The organism is Neogemmobacter tilapiae (assembly GCF_014652215.1).
Lineage (GTDB): Bacteria > Pseudomonadota > Alphaproteobacteria > Rhodobacterales > Rhodobacteraceae > Neogemmobacter > Neogemmobacter tilapiae.
Genome location: NZ_BMYJ01000005.1, coordinates 103,665 through 125,987, shown reverse-complemented (window position 1 = coordinate 125,987; position 22,323 = coordinate 103,665). Strand labels below are relative to the sequence as shown.

The window sequence follows — 22,323 nt, the reverse complement described above, 5'->3', positions numbered from 1 at the left end:
GTCGGCGGCACCTTGCCATTCCAACAGGAAACAGTCGCGGAATCACTGGTTTTCGGCTAGGCTATCCTCATGCGAGAGGAGGCTATGATGCAAAAACATCTGACCGATCACGAACATCCCAAACAGGAAGAAGGTTTACGCCATTTCTGGCAGGCGGCGCGCCCTGAACGCCCGCATCGGTGGCTGCCGCTGATGAAACAGCGCCCCGCCACCGCCAATCATGACCGCCGCGTGCCGGAATATGCCCGCATTGCGCGTGGCCGCACCGCCTAAGAACAGCCCCGGCCCAAAGGCCGGGGCAACGCCTTAAGCGCGCACCAGCTTTTCGTATTCCGTCGAAACCCGCTTCGTCAGCTCGCCGACCTCAAAGTTATAGTCGCCGATCTGCCCCACCGGCGTCACTTCTGCCGCCGTGCCCGTCAGCCAGCACTGCTCAAACCCTTCCAGCTCTTCCGGCAGGATATGCCGTTCATGCACCTTGATCTGCATGTCCCGCAGCATCCCGATCACCGTCTGCCGCGTCAGCCCGTTCAGGAAGCAATCCGCCTTCGGCGTATGCACTTCCCCATCCTTCACGAAGAAGATGTTCGCCCCCGTCGCTTCGGCCACATAGCCGCGATAGTCGAACATCATCGCATCGGAACAACCCTTCGCCTGCGCCGCATGTTTTGACATCGTGCAGATCATATACAGACCGGCGGCTTTCGCCTCGGACGGAATGGTTTCGGGCGAGGGCCGCTTCCATTTCGCAATGTCCAGCTTAGCCCCTTTGAACTTCGCATCGCCGTAATAGCTGCCCCATGTCCAGCAAGCCACCGCCAGCCGCACCGGGTTGTTCAGGCTCGCCACGCCCATATCTTCCCCCGCCCCGCGGAAAGCAATCGCGCGGATATAGGCATCCGTCAGCCCATTCGCCGCCAGCACCGCCTCTTTCGCTGCGTTGATCTGCTCCACGCTATAGGGCACTTCCATATCCAGCAGTTCACCCGACCGCCGCAGCCGCGCCGAATGCTCGCTCGATTTGAAAATCTTGCCGTTGTAGCAACGTTCGCCCTCAAACACCGAAGACGCATAGTGCAAGGCATGGGTCAGGATATGGACATTGGCATCCCGCCATTCGACCAGCTTGCCATCCAGCCAGATTTTGCCGTCGCGATCATCGTAACCCGCCATTGCCTTATCCTTTCAAATGTTGCGCAAGAAAAGTCCGCTTCGGACATAATCTTGCGCAAAAAGCGGGCATTCGGTAACAGGCCGCGACAGGAGTGTCAACAACACTGCCCTATCACTACCGCAAAAGGTCCGCCCCTCGCAGATCTTCATGCCCCACCAGCAGCACTGCAAAATCCGCTTTCCGATCCCCGTTCACATCACCCAAAAGCATCAGCCCCTGCGCCGTTGCCTTCGTCCACAGGCCATGCCTCTCCGCCTGATCCTGCAAGCGCCCGAACATCTGGTTGCCCACCCGCCCACTGTCCGCATCGACCCCCCGCAAGTCGATCACATCCATCCCCGCCTCAAACCCCTCAACCCGGTCCAAGGGCCCCTTCGCCCGGCTGTCCGACAGGTGCTGAAACACAAAGACATCCCGCACCCCATCGGCCCCGCCGTCCAGCACATCCGCCCCTTTGCCCCCGATCAGCCGATCCCGACCGATTCCCCCTTCCAACCGATCCGCTCCGCCCAACCCGATCAGCACATCCCAGCCCGCATTTCCTTCCAGCTGGTTGCCCACCCCATTCCCTGTCATCCGGTCGCCCACCTGGCCACCCACCGCATCCTCGATCACCGCACCCGGCACGATGGCAACATTCTGCTTATAGCCCATCACGCTGGAATAGCCCCCCGCCCGCAGATCTATCACCTGATCCCCACCGGCATAATCCGACAGGTCCAGCCGGTCCCGCCCCCCGGCATCCCAGATGGTCAGCATCGGATCATCGTTCACTGCAAAATCAAACACCGGCCCCGCCGTTGACCCAAAGCCATAGACATCATCCCCCGTCCGCGTCGTCTTGTTCGCCCCATAGATCTTCTGCAACGCGATCACATCCGCCAGCATCCAGGTATCCGCGCCCAGATTAGCCCCCCCGGCGTTCGGTGCGCCGAAGTAGCTCATCACCGAATACTGTTCCGTATCCTGCACGAACTGCGCGCTGTTTTCGTAGGTGATGTTCTGCCCCACCCCCGCCGCATAATCCCCTGGATGCGACAGACCCAGATTGTGCCCCAACTCATGCTGGATCACGGTCCAATCCCAAGTCCCCGACCGGATAGGCCCCCCATCAGCTCCACCATTGATCCACATATCCCCCGCCACACTGCTGCTCGCAGTCGAACCCGGATACCAACCATAGCCTCCCGTCCCATCATCTTCGTCATAGTTTGCCAACAGCAGCGTCGCATTGTCGGTCAACCCGCCCGGATTAACTTCGGTAAAGGTCAATCCGCAAATGTCCGATGTCTGCGCCATGATGGCCCTTGTCGCCAGCTTCTGCGCCTCGCTGAATGCGAAATAGCTCGCTTCGCCATTCGCCCCGATGCTGGCCCGGAAACCATAGGTCAGATTTGTCGCAGACCATTGATAATCGCTGTCCAGCGTCCCCGCGATCATCTCACCGTCCATCCAAGCTTTCTTACCCTGATGGGCCGTCAGACTATAGCCGCCCGTCGCCCCCTCAACCCCGGACACCTGCAAATAATGCCTCCCGGATGTCGTCGCGGTAAAGGTGATGATCGCATCCCCATGTTGCAAACCATTGTCGTTCTGACGCAACGGCGTAAAGCCATTCACCCCATGCAGCACCAGCTTTCCATCGCTCAGACTGTTGGCCCCCGTTCCGACCAGCGCGAAACTATAGGTCTGCCCTGCCACCAGATCGACGGCGAACCAATCGATATCGCTGCCTCCGCCAATCCGGCCCGACCCAACCTGATCCAAGCCAATTTTCAACTGGGTGCCCTTATGCCCCGCCGCATCCCGCCCCAGGCCGCTTTCACTTGAATACATCTTGCACCTCTCTGCCTTGCCCCTTCCTAGCAGCCCCGCAATCTTGTGCCCAGAATTCCTGAAACATCCCGTGCATTTCCCCCGCTTGGCGCGTCAGCTTTGCTGCCCTATCATGCCCCGAACCGGAGGGTGTGATGGCCGACAGCAAGACCGGCGGGGAAAACCTGCTTTACCTGACCGACGAACAGCTTCGCAAAGGGGTGGAGGCGATGTTCTTCGCCTATCGCGGCTTTACCGCCGACCCTGACCGCATTCTGGAAAAGCGCGACTTTGGCCGCGCGCATCACCGTGCCGTGCATTTCATCCACCGCTCGCCCGGAACCACCGTGTCGAACTTGTTGGCGATTCTAGGGGTGACAAAGCAAAGCCTGAACCGTGTCTTGCGTGCCCTTGTCGAACAGGGGCTGGTGGAACAGCGCGTCGGCAAACGCGACAAGCGCGAACGCCATCTGCATCTGACCCCTGCCGGTGTGGCGCTGGAACGCGAACTCTCCGACGCCCAACGCGCCCGCATGCGCGCCGCCTACCGTGCGGCCGGACCGCAGGCGGTGGCAGGCTTTCGACAGGTGCTTGAGGCGATGATGGACGGCGAACAAAGGCGGCAGTATCAAAGCCTCAAGGACGGGGGATCTTGATGGAACCGCAGGCACATCTGCTGGTCGTCGATGACGACGACCGTATCCGGGGCTTGTTGCAGAAATATCTGATGCGCAACGGCTTTCTTGTCACCATCGCCCGCGATGCGGCGCAGGCGCGGCGTCTGCTGGCGGGGTTGGAATTTGATCTGATCGTGCTGGACGTCATGATGCCCGGCGAAGACGGCATTTCGCTGGCCCGCGATCTTCGGGCGCGCATGACAACGCCCATCCTGATGTTGACCGCAAGGGGCGAGGCTGCAAACCGGATTGAGGGGCTGGAGGCTGGGGCTGATGATTATCTGGTGAAACCCTTTGAGCCCAAGGAACTGCTGCTGCGCGTGGGGGCGATCCTGCGGCGTCTGCCTGCCGCAGGCGTGGCCGAGGCCCGCCCCAAGATGCTGCATCTGGGGCCCGTGCGCTATGACGTGGAACGGGGCGAATTGTGGCGCGGCGGCGATCCAGTGCGCTTGACCGCGACCGAGGCCCAGTTGATGCGGATCTTTGCCGCGAAACCCGGAGAGCCGGTGGCCCGCGAACGGCTGGCGGGCGAAGGCGTGGATGCCGCCCCCGATGTGCGGGCCGTCGATGTGCAGATCACCCGGCTTCGGCGCAAGATCGAGGCCGATCCGAAACAGCCGCGCTATCTGCAAACCGTGCGCGGCGCGGGCTATATGTTGCAGCCGGACTAAGACGGCAAAGACGCTATTAAAGCAGGATGAAAGGGATTTCCGTGCTGGTTTTCAGTCACCCGGATGGGCTTTTGCACGACACGCCGAAAGGCCACCCGGAACGTGTCGAACGTCTTCATGCCGTCGAACAGGGCTTGTCGGGCTTGGCCTTCACCCGACGCGAATGTCCCTTGGGCAATTGGGACGATGTTTTGCGCGCCCATGACCCCGATTATGTCGCCAAGGTGCGTGACGCCGCCCCCGAAACAGACCGCGTGCAGATGGATGCCGACACTTGGATGTCGCCCGGCACGCTGAATGCCGCCCTGCGCGCCGTTGGGGGCGCTTGCGCCGCCGTCGATGCCGTCCTTGCTGGGGAAGCCCGCCGCGCCTTTGTCGCCACTCGCCCGCCGGGGCATCACGCCGAGCGCAACAAATCCATGGGCTTTTGCCTTTTCGGCAATGTCGCCATCGCGGCGCTGCGGGCGCTGGATCATCACGGGCTGAAACGCGTCGCCATCGTCGATTTCGATGTGCATCACGGCAACGGCACCCAAGATATTCTGTGGGAGGAACCCCGCTGCCTGTTTGTCACCAGCCAGCAAATGCCGCTTTGGCCGGGCACGGGCGAGACCAATCAAAAGGGCGCGCATGGCCAGATCATAAACATCCCCCTTCGTCCCAACAGCGACGGCGCCGCCATGCGCGCGGCTTATCAACAGCAGGTCTTCCCCGCCCTGCGCGCCTATTCTCCGCAACTTCTGCTCATCTCGGCGGGTTTTGATGCACATGAACGTGATCCTTTGGCGGAACTCGCCTGGACGACAGCAGACTATCGCTGGCTGACCGAAGAACTGGTGCAGATTGCCGATGAAACCGCCGGGGGCAGGGTGGTTTCCGTGCTGGAAGGCGGCTATGACCTGCAAGCGCTGACCGAAGCAGTGGCCGCCCATGTGGGCGCGATGACAAAGGTGGAATGATGGCGGACAAACCCGTTTCGGAACTGAGCTTTGAAGAGGCGATGGCCGCGCTGGAAACCGTCGTGGGCCAGTTGGAACGCGGCGATGTGGCGCTTGAGGCCTCGATTGCCCTGTATGAACGCGGGGCCGCATTGAAAGCGCATTGCGCCGGGCTTCTGGCCAAGGCCGAGGAAAAGGTCGAACTGATCCGCGCGCAAGAGGGTCGGGCGGTGGGCACCACCCCGGCTGAGGGGCTGTGACCTTTCCCGAACTTCTGGCCGCGCGGGCGGCTTTGGTCGAAAGCCACCTGCTTGCCGCGATGGCCGACATGGGCGATCAGCCCGTGGTGCAAGCCATGCGCTATGCCGTCCGTGGCGGCAAAGGCCTGCGCGGTTTTCTCGTGCTGGAAAGCGCCCGTCTGCACGACCTTCCCCCCGCCATGGATGCTGCCGCTGCGATCGAGGCGATGCATGCCTACAGCCTGATCCACGACGACCTCCCCGCGATGGACGACGACGATCTGCGGCGGGGCCAGCCCACCGTCCATGTGAAATGGGATGAGGCAACCGCCATTCTGGCGGGCGATGCCCTGCAAACCCTCGCCTTCGAACTCGCCGCGAAAGCGGGCAGCCTCCCCCTGATCACCGGCCTCGCCCGCGCCGCAGGCGCAAGGGGCATGGTGCTGGGCCAGGCCCTCGACATCGCCGCCGAAACCGCCCCCCAACCCCTTACCCTTGACGAAATCACCACGCTCCAAGCGGGCAAGACGGGTGCCCTGATCACATGGGCCGCCACCGCAGGCCCCGTGATCGCGGGCGACGACCCCCAGCCCCTGACCGATTACGCCCAGGCCCTTGGCCTCGCCTTCCAGATTGCCGACGATATCCTTGATGTCACCGGCGACACCGCCACCACCGGCAAACGCGTCGGCAAGGATGCCGCAGCGGGCAAGGCCACCTTCGTTTCCCTGCTGGGCCTTGACGCCGCCCGCGCCAAGGCGCAAGCGCTGCTCGATCAGGCCTGCACCGCCTTGGCCCCCTATGGCGACAAGGCCGAGGATCTGCGGGCCGCCGCCCGTTTTGTGATTGCGCGGGATCAGTGAGGCAGGCATGACCGACCGACCAAAAACCCCTCTTCTCGACCGCGTGCATCTGCCCGCCGATCTGAAACGCCTGTCCGACCGCGAGCTTCGCCAACTGGCCGACGAACTCCGCGCCGAAACCATTTCCGCCGTCTCCGTCACCGGCGGCCATCTGGGCGCAGGTCTTGGCGTTGTTGAACTGACCGTCGCCATCCACGCCGTCTTTGACACCCCCCGCGACAAGCTGATCTGGGATGTCGGCCACCAATGCTATCCCCATAAAATCCTGACCGGCCGCCGCGACCGCATCCGCACCCTCCGCACCGAGGGCGGCCTGTCCGGTTTTACCAAGCGCAGCGAAAGCCCTTTTGACCCCTTTGGCGCCGCCCATTCCTCCACCTCGATCAGCGCCGCGCTGGGCTTTGCCGCGGCCCGCGATCTGGGCGGCGATCCGGGCGATGCCATTGCCGTCATCGGCGACGGTTCGATGAGCGCGGGCATGGCGTTCGAGGCGATGAACAACGCGGGCCACTTGGGCAAGCGCCTGTTCGTCATTCTGAACGACAACGAAATGTCCATCGCCCCGCCCGTCGGTGCGCTCTCGACCTATCTGTCGAAACTCTATTCCGAAGGCCCTTTCCAAGACATCAAGGCCGGGCTGAAAGGCGCTGTCAGCTTTCTGCCCGAACCCTTTCAGGAAGGTGCCCGCCGCGCCAAGGAAATGCTGAAAGGCATGACCGTCGGCGGCACCCTGTTTGAAGAACTGGGCTTTTCCTATGTCGGCCCCGTCGATGGCCATGACCTTGACCAGCTTCTCCCCCTGCTCCGCACCGTCAAGGCGCGGGCCACCGGGCCGATGCTGCTGCATGTCATCACCAAGAAGGGCAAAGGCTATGCCCCGGCCGAGGCAGCCGCCGACAAGGGCCACGCCACGGGCAAGTTTGATGTGCTGACCGGCGCGCAGGCCAAGGCCGCCTCCAACGCGCCCAGCTATACCAAGGTCTTTGCTCAGGCCCTCGTGACCGAAGCCGCCCGCGATGATAAAATCGTCGCCGTCACCGCTGCCATGCCCGATGGCACCGGGCTGAACCTGTTCGCCGAACGCTTCCCCAGCCGCTGCTTTGACGTGGGCATTGCCGAACAACACGCCGTCACCTTTGCGGCGGGTTTGGCCGCAGGCGGGATGAAACCCTTTTGCACTATCTATTCCACCTTCCTGCAACGCGGCTACGATCAGGTCGTCCATGACGTCGCCATCCAGCGCCTGCCCGTCCGTTTCGCCATCGACCGCGCCGGGCTTGTCGGGGCCGATGGGGCCACCCATGCCGGGGCCTTTGACGTGGCTTTCCTTGCGAACCTGCCCGGCATGGTCGTCATGGCCGCCGCGGATGAGGCGGATTTGGTCCACATGGTTGCCACCGCTGTTGCCCACGACGACGGCCCCATCGCCTTCCGCTATCCCCGTGGTGAAGGCGTCGGTTGCGACATGCCCGAACGCGGCATTCCCTTGGAAATCGGCAAAGGCCGCATGATCCGCCAGGGCGGCCGTGTGGCGCTTCTGTCCTTTGGCACAAGGCTGGCCGAGGTGCAAAAGGCCGCCGATGCCCTCGCCGCCCGTGGCATCACCCCCACGATCGCCGACGCCCGTTTTGCGAAACCCCTAGATCGCGACCTGATCCTGTCCCTCGCCCACGACCACGAGGCGCTGATCACGATTGAGGAAGGCGCCATCGGCGGCTTCGGCTCCCACGTCGCCCAACTGTTGGCCGATGAAGGGGTGTTTGACCGGGGGTTCAAGTTCCGTTCGATGGTCCTGCCCGACACCTTCATCGACCAAGCCAACCCCGAAAAGATGTATGCGGTGGCCGGCATGAACGCCCCCCAGATCGAGGCGAAAGTGCTGGAAGTGCTTGGCGTCGCGGTGGTGGGGAAAAGGGCTTAGCTTCCGTTCACCCGATCTTTACTGTCTTGAACCAAAATTTGCCAAGATCGTTCCTATGTTATAGGCATGAAGAATGGAGGCAAGAATGCGTAAGTTGTCCTATGAGCTTCGGGATTCTGGTTTCCTGCGCGGCCTTCTGCGTGGCGCGGCTTCGTCGAACGATGTTTTTGTTGTTGATATGGTGCGCCCAACTCGGTCGCGCCTTGAAGGACTTCGGTTGGACAGAGATGCGTTGAGGGACGATGTCGAAAGAGCCAGAGCAGAGTTCCGTCGCCAAACCGGCAAAGACCTCACCGGACGCGCACCAGACTGAACGCCTCGCCCAGCGCGAGTCGCGCACTTCGCCAGACGGCAATCATGAACTGGTCGAAATGTATGCCGAGCGCGCTTGGTCGGGCGCTTTGCCGCGACCCGAGGATTTCGCGAAATTCGGCGAAGTGGTCCATGACGCGCCTGAACGGATTCTGCGCATGGCCGAACTGGAACAGGCGCATCGGATCAATCTGGAAAGTCAAATCGTTCCGGCCAATCAACAAGCCGCGACACGCGGGCAATGGCTGGGGGCCGCGATCTCTTTGACGGCTCTTGCAGGGGCTGCCTTGACCGTCTGGCTGGGCGCACCTTGGCAAGTCAGCGTCGCCATGGTGGGCGTTCCGGTCCTAAGTGTCGCACGCTCCCTTGTAACCGCTTTCAAAGCGGATCGGGATTAGCCAACAACCCCACCAACCCTTCCCGATAGGTCGGATACAACAACCGCACCCCCAGCTCTGTCTTGATCCGGTCGTTCCGCACCCGCTTGTTCTCGCTGTAAAAACTCGCCCCCATCGGTGTCAGATTCGCATCCTCAATCGGCACCGCAGGCGGCAGCGGCAGGCCCAGCAGTTCCGCGGCCAGCGCAATCACATCCTGCGGCGGGGCAGGGTCGTCATCACAGACGTTGTAAATCGCCCCTGGCCGTGGCTGCATCATCGACGCTTCCAGCACCTGCGCAATATCCTCCACATGCGCCCGGCTGAACACTTGGCCCGGTTTGATCACCCGCCGCGCCGTTCCGTCCCGCACCTTTTCGAACGGTCCCCGCCCCGGCCCATAGATCCCCGCCAGCCTGAAAATATGCACCGGCAGACCCGTCGCCCGCCATTGCTCCTCGGCCAGAACCCTTTGCCGCCCCCGCGCGTTCCCCGGTGTTGCGGGCGTCTCCTCCGACACCCATCCCCCCTGATGATCCCCATAAACCACCGTCGTCGAAAGATACCCCACCCAGTCCGGCGCGGCTCCCTCGAACAACCCCGGCACCCCTGTCAGAACCGGATCGCCCTCTGCCCCCGGTGCCATCGACACCAGCACATGGCTCGCCCGCGCCACCGCATCGCGCAAGTCCGACCCCGGCCACAGCAACATCTCCACCCCCGGCCCTTCCAGCGTCGCCACCTGTTCTGCCGAACGTGACGTGCCGATCACTGTCCAGCCCAACGGCAACAGCCGCCGGGCAAGGGCTTGGGCCGTATAGCCATGGCCAAGGGAAAGCAGGGTTTTTCTCATCCCCCGACTATCCCCGCCCCATGCCGCCACCGCAAGACCCCATGTCACGCCGCCATGTCACGCCCCTGTTGCCCCAACATGCCAAAGCCGGGGCTTGATCCGATGCCCTTCAAAGGTGCATGTTGGGCAATCATTCAGCAAAGGCCTAACCCCGTGACCACCGATCCGCTTTACCTTCTGCCCGAACTTTCCCCCGCCCAAACCTTCACCGACCCCGCAAAGGCCGTGGCCCGGCTTGTCGAACTTTACAACGCGGCCACAGCCCATCTCGCCCATCACTTTGAACAGGCCCTCCAGCACGGCCGCCCCGCCAAGCGCATCCGCGCCTATTACCCCGAAATCCGCCTTACCGTCCAAAGCCATGACAAGATCGACAGCCGTCTTTCCTTTGGCCATGTCGCGGGCCCCGGCAGCTATTCCACCACCGTCACCCGCCCCGATCTGTTCAACAACTATCTCACCCAGCAGATCGACCTTCTGATCCGCAACCATGACGTTCCCGTCACCATCGGCCTCTCCGACACCCCCATCCCCCTCCATTTCGCCATGGCAGGCACCTCCATCACCGTCCCCCAGGACAGCAATCTGGATTTCACCCTTCGTGATGTCTTTGATGTCCCTGACCTTGCCACCACCAATGATGACATCGTCAACGGCACCCGCCGCTTCCACCCCGATGGTTCCGCCCCCTTGGCCCCCTTCACCGCCCAGCGCGTCGATTATTCCCTTTCCCGCCTGTCCCATTACACCGCCACCGACCCCGCCCATTTCCAGAACCATGTTCTCTTCACCAACTACCAGTTCTACGTCGATGAATTCGAAACCATCGCCCGCGCCGCCTTGGCCGACCCTGACAGCGGCTATTCCGCCTTTGTTGCCCCCGGCAATCACCTGATCACCACCCATGATGCCGCTTTACCCGTCATCACCAAAATGCCCCAGATGCCCACCTACCATCTGAAACGCCCCGACGGCCAAGGCATCACCTTGGTCAACATCGGCGTCGGCCCTTCCAACGCCAAGACCGCCACCGACCATATCGCCGTTCTGCGCCCCCATGCCTGGCTCATGGTCGGCCATTGCGCCGGCCTGCGGAACAGCCAATCCCTTGGTGATTTCTGCCTCGCCCATGCCTATCTGCGTGAAGACCACGTTCTGGATGACGATCTTCCCGTCTGGGTGCCCATCCCCGCCCTCGCCGAAATCCAGATCGCGCTGGAAGATGCCGTTGAGGAAGTCACCCAGCTCGAAGGCTACGAACTCAAACGCATCATGCGCACCGGCACCGTCGCCACCATCGACAACCGCAATTGGGAGCTTCGCGACCAATCCGGCCCCGTCCAGCGCCTTTCCCAATCCCGCGCCATCGCGCTCGACATGGAAAGTGCCACCATCGCCGCCAACGGCTTCCGCTTCCGCGTCCCCTACGGCACCCTCCTCTGCGTCTCCGACAAACCCCTGCACGGGGAACTCAAACTCCCCGGCATGGCCTCCGACTTCTACAAGACGCAGGTCGCCCGCCATCTGCAGATCGGCATCCGCGCCATGGAACTCTTGCGTGACACCCCGGTCGAGCGCATCCACAGCCGCAAACTCCGCAGTTTTGAGGAAACAGCCTTCCTCTAAATGCGCGAAAACCCCCTGCCGCAACGGCACGGGGCTTGATTTATCCCGAAAAACACTGTGTAGCCAGTGAACAAGCCCAAATCGTGGCTGCCAAAGATCTGCCAGTCAGGCAAACAACAACGATAAGGAACAGGACATGTCGAACGCGATGACCAAGACCCAGCTGGTGGCTGCTGTGGCCGAAGCTATGGGCGCTGACAAGAAAACCGCAACCGCCGCGCTGGACGCGCTGGCCGCTGTCGTGGCCCGTGAAGTCGCCGCTGGCGGCGCCGTCACCGTGCCGGGCCTGGGCAAAGTCCAGTGCAAAGCCCGCCCCGAGCGTATGGTCCGCAACCCGGCCACCGGCGAGCAGATGAAGAAAGCCGCCGACAAACAGGTGAAATTCGCCATCGCGAAAGCCCTGAAAGACGTCGTGAACGGCTGATTGGTCGGTTTGCGTTGGAAGATGGAGGGTCGCCTTGGGGCGGCCCTTTTTCGTTGGGGCGTGGGCTGTTAAAATATTATTCGAAATAAAATGGGGAGGGTGAGTGCTTGCACGCACCAAAAATGATCTTGGTCAGCGGTGCGTGCAAGCATACACCCTACTCTTCAGAACTAAAAAGTAGCCTTTCAAGCGTCCGAGCCTCATCCACCCTCAGGTAAAAGCTAAAATCATCCATAGCCAACAACGCCATTTCACCTTTTCTTGGTAACCAAATCCATCTGTAGCCAAGGAAATCTTCGGGCTTGGAATAAGTGTCCAACGAGAGCATTTTTCGAAAATCTGGCTTTGGCGGAGGAAAAAATATATACGCTCCTGTATCCGGGCGGCCATGAAGGCTGTCCGCACGGCCACGAATTCTATCAATCATATAAAGTCGCGGTCTTCCGGATTTTCTAAAAAATGTGCTCAACTCAAGCCGTTCTGACAAACGAACTGTTGTATATGGCGAGATTCTGGCGATTGGTGGGAAGATCGAAATCTCGATTGAAAGCAGAAACCTGTTTATTTTGCTTGGCATGTTCTCGCACTCAAAGATGCAGTGTTCTTATTGCAGAACTTTAACCACAAAGCGCGACTGGCCGCTGCACAAATTTCTTCCCCACAAGCCCCCCTTGGAACTCCTCCCCCCAACCCCTACCTACCCTCCACGCCCGGAGGCCCCCATGCAGCATTTCTCACTCCTCGACCTTTGCCCCATCCCCGAGGGCCAGACCGCCGCCCATGCCCTTGCCCATTCCGTTGAACTGGCCCAAGCGGCGGAACGCTGGGGCTATCACCGCTATTGGCTGGCCGAACATCACAACATGCCCGGCATCGCCTCTGCCGCCACCTCGATCGTCATGGGCCATATCGCGGCGGCCACCAAAACCATGCGCATCGGGGCAGGGGGGGTGATGCTGCCGAACCATGCGCCCTTGGTCATTGCCGAACAGTTTGGCACCTTGGCCACGCTTTACCCCGGCCGCATCGACCTTGGCCTTGGCCGCGCCCCCGGCACCGACATGGCCACCGCCCGTGCCCTGCGCCGCCATATGGCCCCGGAAGACAGCTTCCCGCAGGATGTGCAGGAATTGATGCATTATTTCAGCGACCGGCCCGAGGGTGCGGCCGTTCAAGCCATTCCCGGCACCGGCACCAAGGTTCCGGTCTGGATCCTCGGCTCCAGCCTTTATGGCGCGCAACTGGCCGCCTATTTCGGCCTGCCCTATGCCTTTGCCTCGCATTTCGCCCCGACACACTTGGAGGAAGCACTCGACACCTACCGCCGCACCTTCCGCCCGTCCGAGGTGCTGGACGCCCCCCATGTGATGATCGCCGCCGGGGTCTGCGCGGCGGACACCGATGAACAGGCCGAATTCCTGCGCACATCGCAACTCCTCGCCTTCGCCCGCCTGCGCACCGGCCAGCCCGGCAAACTGCCCGCCCCGGTGGCCAATCCCGAACAGGAAATCCCGCCGCAGGTGATGGCCCAAGTCAACGACGCCCTCTCCTGCTCCGCCACCGGATCGCCCACGACCATCCGCACGAGGTTGAAAGCTATCCTCGACACCCACCAACCCGACGAGCTGATCGTCACCGGCATGATCCACGACCACACAGCGCGGCTACGGTCGTTTGAGATTGCGGCGGGGGTGTTGCGCGACCTGACCAAAGCATAAACCCGCTCTGGCCCCGCCCCATCCATTCCCCTATGCTCCCCCCGAACGCAGGGGAACCCATGGCCAAGGCAACCGGCATCGGCGGCATCTTCTTTCGGGCGGCGGACCCCGAGGCCCTCGCCCATTGGTATCACCGCCACCTTGGCATCGACATGACCCAAGGCACCTGGCACCAGCAATCCGGCCCCACCGTCTTTGCCCCCTTCCGCGCCAACACCGACTATTTCCCCCCTGACCGCCAACACATGATCAACCTCCGCGTCGATGACCTTCAAACCCTCATCGCCCAACTCACCGCCGCCCAGATCCCCGTCGAAACCCGCCCCGAATGGGACGCCGACCCCCAAATCGGCCAGTTCGCCCGCATTCACGACCCCGAGGGCAATCCTATCGAACTCTGGCAGCCCCCCACCTGAAAGCCCAAATGAAACTCGACCTCAAATCCCTCGCCATGGGCCTCGCCTTCGCCCTCATGTGGTCCTCTGCCTTTGCCACCGCCCGCATCATCGTCGCCGACGCCCCGCCCCTATTGTCCCTCACCCTCCGCTTCGCCCTCTCCGGCCTTCTCGCCCTTGCCCTCGCCCCCCTCTTCAAACAATCCTTCCGCCTTACCCCCCACCAATGGCGCGCCACCCTTATCTTCGGCCTCTGCCAGAACGCCCTCTACCTTGGCCTCAATTTCCACGCCATGCAGTCGATTGAGGCCTCCCTCGCCGCCATCATCGCCTCCACCATGCCCCTTCTTGTCGCCACCCTTGGCCTTCTCTTCTTCCGCCAGACCATCACCCCCCTCGCCACCCTTGGCCTTGTCCTCGGCTTCCTCGGCACCACCCTCATCATGACCACCCGCCTCACCCAAGGCGCCCCCCTTACCCCCATCCTCCTCTGCCTTCTCGCCGCCCTTGCCCTTGGCCTCGCCACCCTCCTCGTCAAAGGCGCCTCCACCCCCCAGACCCTTTTACCCGTCGTCGGCTTTCAGATGCTCACCGGCGCCCTCACCCTTCTCCCCCTCTCCCTCCTCACCGAAGACCCCATCATCCACCTCTCCCTCCCCTGGATCGCTGCCTTCCTTTACCAAGCCCTCATCCCCGGCCTTCTTGCCACCCTCATCTGGTTCGCCCTCGTCCTCCGCATCGGCCCCGTCCGCGCCGCCACCTTCCACTTCCTCAACCCCTTCTTCGGCGTCCTCATCGCCCACGCCCTCCTCTCCGAACCCATCCGCCCCCTCGACATCGCGGGCGTCCTTGTCGTCATGCTCGGCATCTACCTCGTCCAGACCCGCCGCCCCCCCGCTTAACCTCCCCTTCACCCAACACCCCCCACCCTTGCCCTTTTCCCAAAGGGCCCATCATGCTCCACCTCCCCCTCGCCGCCATCGACCCCTACGCCCTTCCCCGCGACCGCACCCACCTCGACCCCACCCTCCTTTCCCACCTCCAGTCCGACATCGCCCAGAACGGCCTCCGCCTGCCCATCGAGGTCTGGCCCCTCTCCACCCCCCGCCCCCCTTTCACCCACGGCCTCATCTCCGGCTTCCGCCGCCTCACCGCCCTTTCAAACCTCGCCCACCTCCACCAAGACCCCAACCCCACCGCCCCCTGCCTCATCCTCGCCCCCCAGAGCCTCCCCCACGCCCTCGCCCTCATGATCGCCGAGAATGAGGTTCGCGCCCAAATCTCCCCGTGGGAGAAAGGCCGCATCCTCGCCAACACCCTTGCCGAAGCCCTTTTCCCCAACCTCGACGCCGCCATCGACGCCCTTCACCCCCTTGCCAATTCCCCCGCCCGCACCCGCCTCCGCCACCTCGCCCTTGTCGCCACCGAACTTGACGGCCTCCTTCACGACCCCCAAACCTATTCCCTCCGCCAGCTCACCCGCCTTTCCCACGCCCTCCGCCCCGATTTCCTCCCCCTGATCCTCACCGCCCTGACCGAGCATGACGACACCACCGCCGACACCCAATGGGCCCGCCTCCTGCCGATCCTCGATGAAGCCGAATCCGCCCTCCGCGACCCCACGCCGTTTCAGGCCCGCAAAGGCCGCCCCCGCCGCCTCCTCACCTGCCGCCCCAAACTGACGGTGAGACGAGAGAAAACCACGACCGGCTGGTGCCTCCACTTCACAGGGGCCGACGCCAAATCGATGCTGATGGACCGGGTGATGGACGAGATCGAGCGTTTGGTGGGGGTGTGAGGGGGGAAAAACGCGCATGCGTCTTACTGTTGCCGCAAACCTTAGATGGAATACTTCTTGCTCGCGCAACTAAGGAGAAGTGTTTTGCTGAGGCGATTGGCCACTTTATCATGTATTGTTGGCTCCTCTGCGGTTGCTGAGGTTGACACAACAAAGACTGCGATGGCGCAGTGTGCAGCAATCAAAGGTGATCTTGAACGATTGACTTGTTTTGATGGCCTTGCGTCGAACATCGGCGTTGATGGTCCGCAGCCAGTTGAAAAGTTGGTTGGTGATGTCGGAAAATGGCAAGTTGAACGCACCAAGAATCCGATTGACGATACAGAAACTGTAGTCTTGGCTTTGCCAGCATCGCAAGGGCAGAGCGGATTTGGTCAGCCGATAATGCTGCTTCTAAGATGTCAATCGAAGACATTTGAAATGTTTGTGGTTTGGAATGAATACCTCGCTTCTGATGGTGACTTTGGTGACAATTGGAAAAACATAGTTGTCCGGCATGGGGAAGGAACGGCGAGAACAGAACGCTGGTATACTAGCACCGATCAAAAAGCGACCTTTGCCCAGGATTCACTTAAGCATTTAAAGGAAATGATTAAAAATGAAAGCTTTGTAACTCAAACAACACCATATAACTCAAGCCCAATCACGGCAGTTTTTGAGACAAATGGAATCAGCGAAGCGATACTGCCCATTCTCGATGTGTGCCAGTTAAAGCTTTGACCTTAAAAATATATACCGTGAAAATTATATATAAAACGCTGGAAAAGAAAATGAAAGTAAAACTTGCCCTGATGTCGCTGCTTGCGATTGCTTCGATCGCAACATCCCTGCAAGCTTCCGATTGCGGTTCAAGCCTCTTGTCAGGCAGACTGGACCTGACACCACCAAACTCGGTTCCTAATACTGCTTTGCAGGATTTCATAAACGATGGTCCAAGTTGGGCGGAAAATGTTAAAGTGTCAGTGGAGGAAAAGGGTGCTGATCTTTGGATCGATATCACGGAATTTCCCGGAACTTCTAGCGCGGCTGTGGCACCCAGAATAGCGTTTCTGATCGGACGTGTTTCGTCAGGTAACCACAGCAATATTGTGTTTGCTGACGATTCGCGTGGGATTTTTGTGATTGATGAGGTGGTTCTCAAAAATATCGGATGTCGTTTCGTTATTGAGCAAGAGGGAGGAGAGAATCCCATCGTGCTGATGAGGGAGTTTTACAATGCACTTCTTAATTACGATGGGAGAGAACGGGTCGCACCGATTTATAATGGAAATTTACTCGGGGATACGAATATAGCTCTTAGTGTGAACAACGATGTCTTTGTGCCAGGTTGGGTTTTGAGTGCGGTGAAGTGATGGACGCATGATGTAATCGTGGACATCCGCGCAATGTCTTGATAATTTGGTTGACACTGTTTCAGTGCGAATCTTACCATGCATTATGGCACACTCATTCAATGTATATATAGATGAGTCGGGCGACGACGGCATGGCAAACTTTCGCCAAGTTGGCGTAGGTGGTGGGGCATCGCAATGGCTCGCCATTGGCGCTTGTATTGTTCGCGCAAATCGAGACTTGGATCTGGTTGCACTCAGGGATCGCATTAAGGCAGAGTGTCGCCCCAATAGTCAACGAAGAGATATCCACTTCAAGGATTTCAATCACAATCAGAAGCGGCGCGCCTGTCAGATCATTGCAGGGCAGCCACTCAGATTTTCGTGTGTTCTTGGACTCAAGAATACGCCAAACGCTGCGACGTTTGTTGAGAAAAACCAACTATACTTCTATTTGACGCGTTTCTTGATTGAGCGTGTCTCATGGTTTTGCCGCGAGATGAGGCCGACCGTGCAAGAGGGTAACGGTATGGCAAAGATAACATTCTCTCGGCGTGGTGGGCTAAGCTATGATGGTTTCAAGGGCTACCTCGAACTTCTCAGAGACAAAGTTGAAACTCAGATTCACTGGCCTGTAATCGACATTGATGCTGTCGCAGCTCAAGATCACTCCCGCTTGGCAGCATTGCAGATAGCCGACTGCGGCGTCAGCGCTATTGCCGCTGCACTGGAGCCGGATATCTACGGAAATGTTGAGCATTCCTACCTGCATGAGATAGCTGGAAACATCTATCATAAGGGTGGGAACTACCTAAGCTACGGCCTGAAAACCCTGCCACCTTTAGATCAGGCAGGGCTATCCCAATCGCAAGCTTTTGGATTTCAAAGGTTTAGGTAGGGTAGCCCCCCGGACCATGATTGCGCACTCGCCTGCGGCCTCTCGACCACTCTGGTTTAACCCGGCGCTTGACTACCCTACCTTTATATATGGTCTTTACGCTCCAACGGTCAATATTTCGTTGCTAAACTTCTTAGCGAATACACCCCCCCCGCAGGAATCCACCCAAAACACATTCAAAAAACCAAATAAATAAACCCTATCAACCCCTTAACCCCCATTTCACGCGTGAAAACCCCCGGCCTTGCGGCCGGGGGTGGGGTCTCAGGCGGCCAGCTTTGCGGTCATGGCCGTCTCTTTTTCCAAGGCCCTTTCCCGCGCCGGGCGAGCCATGCAGCGGGCCACCCAATCCTCGATCAGCGGCTCATCCGGGGTAAAATCCCGGAACCAGGCATAGGGGGAATGCAGCAGAATATCCGCCGCCGTGAATTCCTCCCCCATGATCCAAGGCCCCGTCTCCAGCCCCGCCCGCAACCGCGCGACCACCTCGTCATGCCCCCGCAGCCCGGCAAAAAGATAGGGATGTTCAATCCCGGCCGCCTTGCAAATCAGAACCGGTTCCATCACCCCCTGATACCAGTTCATCCAGGAAACGAACTTCCCCCATTCCGGCGTGCCCACCTGGGGGGCCAGCTTGCCCGGAAACAGCGTCGTCAGATGAATCATGATCGCCCCCCGCTCCGTGATCACCTGCCCTTCATGAACCAGACAAGGCACCTTCCCCTCCGGATGCGGGTTCGCGGGATCCACCTTCCCCGTCCCATCCACGCGGGGAATGGAAACCAGGCGGCGCTCCACCCGGTCCTGCACCCCCATCTCTTCGATCAGCGAAAGAATGGCGGTGGACCGGGAATTCGGGGAATGGAAAAACGTGAGCATGGGATGTTCCTTTCATCGGTTGGATGGGGCGGTTATGCTGCCCCTCTCCTGACAGAACACGGCAGCAAGCATGGCCCGCCCCGACCGACTGATGCGCCTCCTCGACACGATCCGCCGCCTGCCCCAGCCCGTCACCGCGGCAAGGCTGGCGGAGGAGATGGAGGTGTCGGAACGGACCCTCTACCGCGACATCGAAACCCTCCGCTCCGGCGGCGCCCTGATCGACGGCGCGGCGGGCGTGGGCTACACCCTGACCGAAGACCCCGCCCTGCCGCCACAGATGTTCAGCCGGATCGAGGTGGAGGCGCTGGTTCTGGGCCTGTCCGAGGTGCGCCTCGCTGGCGATCCCGAATTGGCCCGCGCGGCAGAACTCGCGCTTGCGAAAATCACCGCCACCCTCCCCGAACGGGTGCAACGGCAAGCCATCCACGCCGTGAACCACGTCTACCGCATGGAACGCCGCCCCCCCGCCCCCGCCCATATGGCCATCCTGCGCGAAGCCGCGTGGGAGGAACGGGCGGTCAATCTGACCTATCAGGATCTCGACGGCGAAAGGACCGAACGGCGGATCTGGCCGCTGGGCATCGTCTTTCTGGACCGCACCATGATGTGCCTTGCCTGGTGCTGCCTGCGTCAGGATTTCCGGCGGTTCCATTTGGGTGCAATGGAAAACGTCCGCCTGTCCGAAGAAAGCTTCCGCCCCCGCCGCGTGCCCCTATTGCGGGATTTCATCGACAAGATGCGGGCCAGAACTAATGATACTCCGTCGGTTTGACCAGCTCGGGGAAAAGGGTTGAAAGCAAGTCTTTCTGCCAGAAACGCACCGAGTTTTCGAATGGGTCAGCCGACAAGGTCTCCGCATAAACCATTTCGCGGATCATGGTTGTCCAGAGTTGATCCTGACAGCTTGATCCGGTGCGATGCGTCTGGCCAGAACCAATTGGGCACCATTGTCTGCGATCAAAGTCGGGCACCATCGCCACCCCGTGCTGCGGACAACTGATGTAGCGATGTTCAGCGGGGACCATGATATGGCCCTGCGGGTCTTTCAGCCCCCAGCGCAGATTGTAGGGGTGACCTGACCAGCGCTTGTCCGCCTCGGGGGCGTCGGACTTTTCGCTGAACAGGACGGCTGCCCCATCCTCACAGGTCAGGGGATCATCGTCATAGGCGCGTTCGTTTGATTTGATGTCATAACCAAAAACGCCATGGTTCGGCAGCAAAAAGTTAGCTGGCGTTTCCTCCGTTGGATTAAGGCTTCCATCCATTTGGATCGACATCCAATCGCCCTCCACGAAAACCAAAGGTTCCCGCTTTTTGGTCAGCCCAACATCTGCATATGTCTGGCCACCAAGCCAACGACCTCCTGCATCCAAAATGCCTTCGCCGCCGGAAGTGTTATGTCCCAACTCCCAGCCAAAATTCGAATCGTGCCCTATCCGCTCTTTTCCCTTAGCGACGAGCGCAAGGCTTTGCCCCTTACCAAAAGGGACGACATCCAAGAACTGTGGCGGCAAAATCCATGAACCGTCCGCCCGCATAAGGCCCCAATCGTACCGGTTCCAAGTTGGCCCTGGCTCGGCGATTTGGAACCAGAAACTGTCGGAACTGCCGGGGATGGGACGAAACGCGCGCATGGGGGGCGTGTCTATCCAGCCCGTTTTCAGATCAAACAGGCCGGCGCGCGAAAAGACGGGCACATCCTCATCTTCCGGCGGTCGCCAAAGGCGCGTGCGATAAAAGAAATAGCTGTCAGAACCGGGCTGAACTTGGGATTTGTCGTCCTGAATAGCCATGACCACGTTTGGCCCCACGGGAATGGCGCGGCGAAAGTCCGTTCTAATGATTTCGCGCCCCTGCCGGTCGATCAGCGCCACCTGCTTTCCGTCAAAAACCTCGGCCATGCCTTGCCGAAAGTCGGATGCCTGTTCGAAGGTAGGCGGGATGACCATTTTGCCAAACGGATCGACGTAGCCGTAAAGACCATCAACCTGCACGACGGCCAAACCCTCGCTGAAGGGTTGCGCGCGTTGGAATACCGTGTCGGTGATCGCCTGATTTGTGTTTGGGTCGATATAGCGACACATTTGCCAAGGGCCGAGCGCGCATTCTGGAACCGGCTGAGCCAAAGCAGGAGACGTGAGCAATAAAAGACAAAGCAATCGCAGCATTCGGCCCCTCCATCCGCCAGATACCACTCTGGACTGTCTTGGATCCCTACAAACACGCAAGGGATGCATCTGACAATCCGTCTTGACACTCGGATCGGAAACTTTCCTTGTCCACAAAACAGGAGCGCCCCCCATGATCCGCCACGCCGCCATCTTCCGCCTGAAACATGCCGCCGCCTCAGCCGAGGAGGCCCACTTTCTGCAAGCCCTTACTGAATTGGCCCAGATCCCCGGCGTGCAGGACTTTCAAATCGCGCGCGAGATCAGCCCCAAGAACGACTTTGCCTTTGCCGTGTCGATGTTTTTCGCGGACCAAGCCGCCTATGAGGCCTACAACATCCACCCGGCCCATGTCGGATTCGTCCAGACCCGGTGGATCCCAGAGGTCGCTGACTTCATGGAGCATGATACGGTGGCCCTGTAAACCAAAAGGCCCGCCTAAAGGCGGGCCTTAAGTCAGCGTTCGGCGCCTTTACTTCGGCGCTTTGGCAAAGCGCAGGTAGGGGAGTTTGATGTCCAGATCGCCAAAGCGTTCCTTGGCCTGATCGTTGTTCAGAGCCAAGGCAACGATCACATCCTGACCCGGCTGCCAGTTGGCGGGGGTGGCCAGTGGCACACCGTCGGTGGCTTGCACGGCATCCAGCGCCCGTAGAATTTCCGCAAAGTTGCGGCCGACCGACATGGGATAGGTCATCGTCAGGCGCACCTTCTTGTCTGGCCCGATGATATAGACCGTGCGGACGGTGGCCGTGTTGGCGGGGGTGCGGCCTTCGCTGGGCAGATAATAGTCGGCGGGCAGCATATCATAGGCTTTGGCGACGGTCAGCGAGGTGTCGTCGATGATCGGAAAATCGGCGGGGACACCGGCAAAGGCTTCGATATCGCGCTTCCATTTCTCATGGTCGGCGGCCCCATCGACCGACACGCCAATGACCTTGGTCTTGCGTTTCGTCCATTCGGCGGCCAGTTGCGCGACGGCGCCGAATTCGGTTGTGCAGACGGGGGTAAAGTCGCGCGGGTGGCTGAAGATGATGCCATAGCTGTCGCCCAGCCAGTCATGGAACTGGATTTCGCCGGCGGTCGAGGGGGCGGTGAAGTCGGGAGCGATGTCGTTAATGCGGATGGACATGAGATGGTCTTTCCTGTGGAAAACGATGTGCCCTATATAGGCATTTTGTGAAGCCTTTTCATCTCCTTCATAGTCGCAAGAGGGAAAATAGTCTGAATTTGTCGCCCACGACAA

At 60.4% G+C, this 22,323-nt stretch carries 26 protein-coding genes; 19 read left to right on the top strand and 7 right to left on the bottom strand.

Annotated elements, in window-relative coordinates; translation table 11 throughout:
• The first annotated feature begins 87 nt into the window (after nt 1–87).
• On the top strand, nt 88–273 hold the full coding sequence (locus tag IE095_RS09355; protein ID WP_189411387.1) for a hypothetical protein: 186 nt from the start codon (nt 88–90) through the stop codon (nt 271–273).
• Between the two features lie 33 nt (nt 274–306).
• On the opposite strand, the gene IE095_RS09350 is transcribed toward IE095_RS09355, so the two are convergent.
• Together IE095_RS09350 and IE095_RS09345 are read right to left on the bottom strand one after the other, a co-directional pair.
• Nucleotides 307–1,173, bottom strand: coding sequence for a branched-chain amino acid aminotransferase (locus IE095_RS09350; RefSeq protein ID WP_189411386.1), 867 nt, complete (start codon nt 1,171–1,173; stop codon nt 307–309).
• Nucleotides 1,174–1,288: 115 nt separating this feature from the next.
• Entirely contained in the window at nt 1,289–3,010 is a 1,722-nt protein-coding gene (locus IE095_RS09345; protein WP_189411385.1) for a M10 family metallopeptidase, read from the bottom strand.
• 134 nt (nt 3,011–3,144) lie between these two features.
• Here IE095_RS09345 and IE095_RS09340 point away from each other — a divergent pair, with 134 nt between their 5' ends.
• The 7 genes from IE095_RS09340 (at nt 3,145) to IE095_RS09310 (ending at nt 9,008) form a co-directional block, all read left to right on the top strand.
• Nucleotides 3,145–3,645, top strand: a complete 501-nt coding sequence (locus tag IE095_RS09340) for a MarR family winged helix-turn-helix transcriptional regulator (protein WP_189411384.1) — start codon at nt 3,145–3,147, stop codon at nt 3,643–3,645.
• Nucleotides 3,642–4,337, top strand: a complete 696-nt coding sequence (locus tag IE095_RS09335; RefSeq protein WP_189411383.1) for a response regulator — start codon at nt 3,642–3,644, stop codon at nt 4,335–4,337. Before IE095_RS09340 ends, IE095_RS09335 begins: the two co-directional genes overlap by 4 nt.
• A 35-nt stretch (nt 4,338–4,372) precedes the next feature.
• Entirely contained in the window at nt 4,373–5,296 is a 924-nt protein-coding gene (locus IE095_RS09330) for a histone deacetylase family protein (protein WP_189411588.1), read from the top strand.
• Nucleotides 5,296–5,535 carry an exodeoxyribonuclease VII small subunit gene (locus tag IE095_RS09325; RefSeq protein ID WP_189411382.1) on the top strand — a complete coding sequence of 80 codons (240 nt, stop codon included), beginning with the start codon at nt 5,296–5,298 and terminating at the stop codon, nt 5,533–5,535. Before IE095_RS09330 ends, IE095_RS09325 begins: the two co-directional genes overlap by 1 nt.
• Complete coding sequence (locus tag IE095_RS09320; RefSeq protein ID WP_229804672.1) at nt 5,532–6,377, top strand: polyprenyl synthetase family protein; 846 nt, start codon at nt 5,532–5,534, stop codon at nt 6,375–6,377. Before IE095_RS09325 ends, IE095_RS09320 begins: the two co-directional genes overlap by 4 nt.
• A 7-nt stretch (nt 6,378–6,384) precedes the next feature.
• On the top strand, nt 6,385–8,298 hold the full coding sequence (gene dxs / locus IE095_RS09315) for a 1-deoxy-D-xylulose-5-phosphate synthase (protein WP_189411381.1): 1,914 nt from the start codon (nt 6,385–6,387) through the stop codon (nt 8,296–8,298).
• A 242-nt stretch (nt 8,299–8,540) separates the two neighbouring features.
• Nucleotides 8,541–9,008: a DUF2335 domain-containing protein gene (locus IE095_RS09310; RefSeq protein ID WP_189411380.1), complete on the top strand. Its 468-nt coding sequence runs from the start codon at nt 8,541–8,543 to the stop codon at nt 9,006–9,008.
• Here IE095_RS09310 and IE095_RS09305 read toward each other — a convergent pair.
• On the bottom strand, nt 8,989–9,840 hold the full coding sequence (locus tag IE095_RS09305; RefSeq protein WP_189411379.1) for an SDR family oxidoreductase: 852 nt from the start codon (nt 9,838–9,840) through the stop codon (nt 8,989–8,991). The two genes, IE095_RS09310 and IE095_RS09305, sit on opposite strands and share 20 nt — an antisense overlap.
• 153 nt (nt 9,841–9,993) lie before the next feature.
• Here IE095_RS09305 and IE095_RS09300 point away from each other — a divergent pair, with 153 nt between their 5' ends.
• Entirely contained in the window at nt 9,994–11,466 is a 1,473-nt protein-coding gene (locus IE095_RS09300) for an AMP nucleosidase (protein ID WP_229804670.1), read from the top strand.
• A 136-nt stretch (nt 11,467–11,602) separates the two neighbouring features.
• Nucleotides 11,603–11,890, top strand: a complete 288-nt coding sequence (locus tag IE095_RS09295) for an HU family DNA-binding protein (RefSeq protein WP_189411377.1) — start codon at nt 11,603–11,605, stop codon at nt 11,888–11,890.
• A 157-nt stretch (nt 11,891–12,047) separates the two neighbouring features.
• Here IE095_RS09295 and IE095_RS09290 read toward each other — a convergent pair whose 3' ends face one another.
• On the bottom strand, nt 12,048–12,467 hold the full coding sequence (locus IE095_RS09290; RefSeq protein WP_189411376.1) for a hypothetical protein: 420 nt from the start codon (nt 12,465–12,467) through the stop codon (nt 12,048–12,050).
• 145 nt (nt 12,468–12,612) lie between these two features.
• Here IE095_RS09290 and IE095_RS09285 point away from each other — a divergent pair, with 145 nt between their 5' ends.
• The 7 genes from IE095_RS09285 (at nt 12,613) to IE095_RS09255 (ending at nt 18,030) form a co-directional block, all read left to right on the top strand.
• Nucleotides 12,613–13,608, top strand: coding sequence for an LLM class flavin-dependent oxidoreductase (locus IE095_RS09285; protein ID WP_189411375.1), 996 nt, complete (start codon nt 12,613–12,615; stop codon nt 13,606–13,608).
• 59 nt (nt 13,609–13,667) lie between these two features.
• Nucleotides 13,668–14,024: a VOC family protein gene (locus tag IE095_RS09280; RefSeq protein ID WP_189411374.1), complete on the top strand. Its 357-nt coding sequence runs from the start codon at nt 13,668–13,670 to the stop codon at nt 14,022–14,024.
• 8 nt (nt 14,025–14,032) lie between these two features.
• Nucleotides 14,033–14,905: a DMT family transporter gene (locus IE095_RS09275; RefSeq protein WP_189411373.1), complete on the top strand. Its 873-nt coding sequence runs from the start codon at nt 14,033–14,035 to the stop codon at nt 14,903–14,905.
• A gap of 53 nt (nt 14,906–14,958) precedes the next feature.
• Entirely contained in the window at nt 14,959–15,801 is an 843-nt protein-coding gene (locus IE095_RS09270; RefSeq protein ID WP_189411372.1) for a ParB/RepB/Spo0J family partition protein, read from the top strand.
• Nucleotides 15,802–15,846: 45 nt separating this feature from the next.
• Complete coding sequence (locus IE095_RS09265) at nt 15,847–16,521, top strand: type VI secretion system-associated protein TagO (protein WP_189411371.1); 675 nt, start codon at nt 15,847–15,849, stop codon at nt 16,519–16,521.
• Nucleotides 16,522–16,538: 17 nt separating this feature from the next.
• On the top strand, nt 16,539–17,153 hold the full coding sequence (locus IE095_RS09260; protein WP_189411370.1) for a hypothetical protein: 615 nt from the start codon (nt 16,539–16,541) through the stop codon (nt 17,151–17,153).
• Nucleotides 17,154–17,238: 85 nt separating this feature from the next.
• On the top strand, nt 17,239–18,030 hold the full coding sequence (locus IE095_RS09255) for a DUF3800 domain-containing protein (RefSeq protein WP_189411369.1): 792 nt from the start codon (nt 17,239–17,241) through the stop codon (nt 18,028–18,030).
• A 264-nt stretch (nt 18,031–18,294) separates the two neighbouring features.
• Here IE095_RS09255 and IE095_RS09250 read toward each other — a convergent pair whose 3' ends face one another.
• A complete protein-coding gene (locus tag IE095_RS09250; RefSeq protein ID WP_189411368.1) occupies nt 18,295–18,909 on the bottom strand; it encodes a glutathione S-transferase family protein in 615 nt (204 codons plus the stop codon).
• Nucleotides 18,910–18,979: 70 nt separating this feature from the next.
• Here IE095_RS09250 and IE095_RS09245 point away from each other — a divergent pair, with 70 nt between their 5' ends.
• Nucleotides 18,980–19,684: a helix-turn-helix transcriptional regulator gene (locus IE095_RS09245; protein ID WP_189411367.1), complete on the top strand. Its 705-nt coding sequence runs from the start codon at nt 18,980–18,982 to the stop codon at nt 19,682–19,684.
• Here IE095_RS09245 and IE095_RS09240 read toward each other — a convergent pair.
• Nucleotides 19,662–21,080, bottom strand: coding sequence for a WG repeat-containing protein (locus IE095_RS09240; RefSeq protein WP_189411366.1), 1,419 nt, complete (start codon nt 21,078–21,080; stop codon nt 19,662–19,664). The genes IE095_RS09245 and IE095_RS09240 overlap by 23 nt on opposite strands.
• Nucleotides 21,081–21,213: 133 nt before the next feature.
• Here IE095_RS09240 and IE095_RS09235 point away from each other — a divergent pair, with 133 nt between their 5' ends.
• The gene (locus tag IE095_RS09235; RefSeq protein WP_189411365.1) at nt 21,214–21,504 is read left to right on the top strand and encodes a Dabb family protein; all 291 of its coding nucleotides are present in this window, start codon (nt 21,214–21,216) and stop codon (nt 21,502–21,504) included.
• A gap of 48 nt (nt 21,505–21,552) precedes the next feature.
• Here the strand turns inward: IE095_RS09235 and IE095_RS09230 are convergent, their stop codons facing one another.
• Nucleotides 21,553–22,209: a peroxiredoxin gene (locus IE095_RS09230; protein WP_189411364.1), complete on the bottom strand. Its 657-nt coding sequence runs from the start codon at nt 22,207–22,209 to the stop codon at nt 21,553–21,555.
• Between the last annotated feature and the right edge of the window lie 114 nt (nt 22,210–22,323).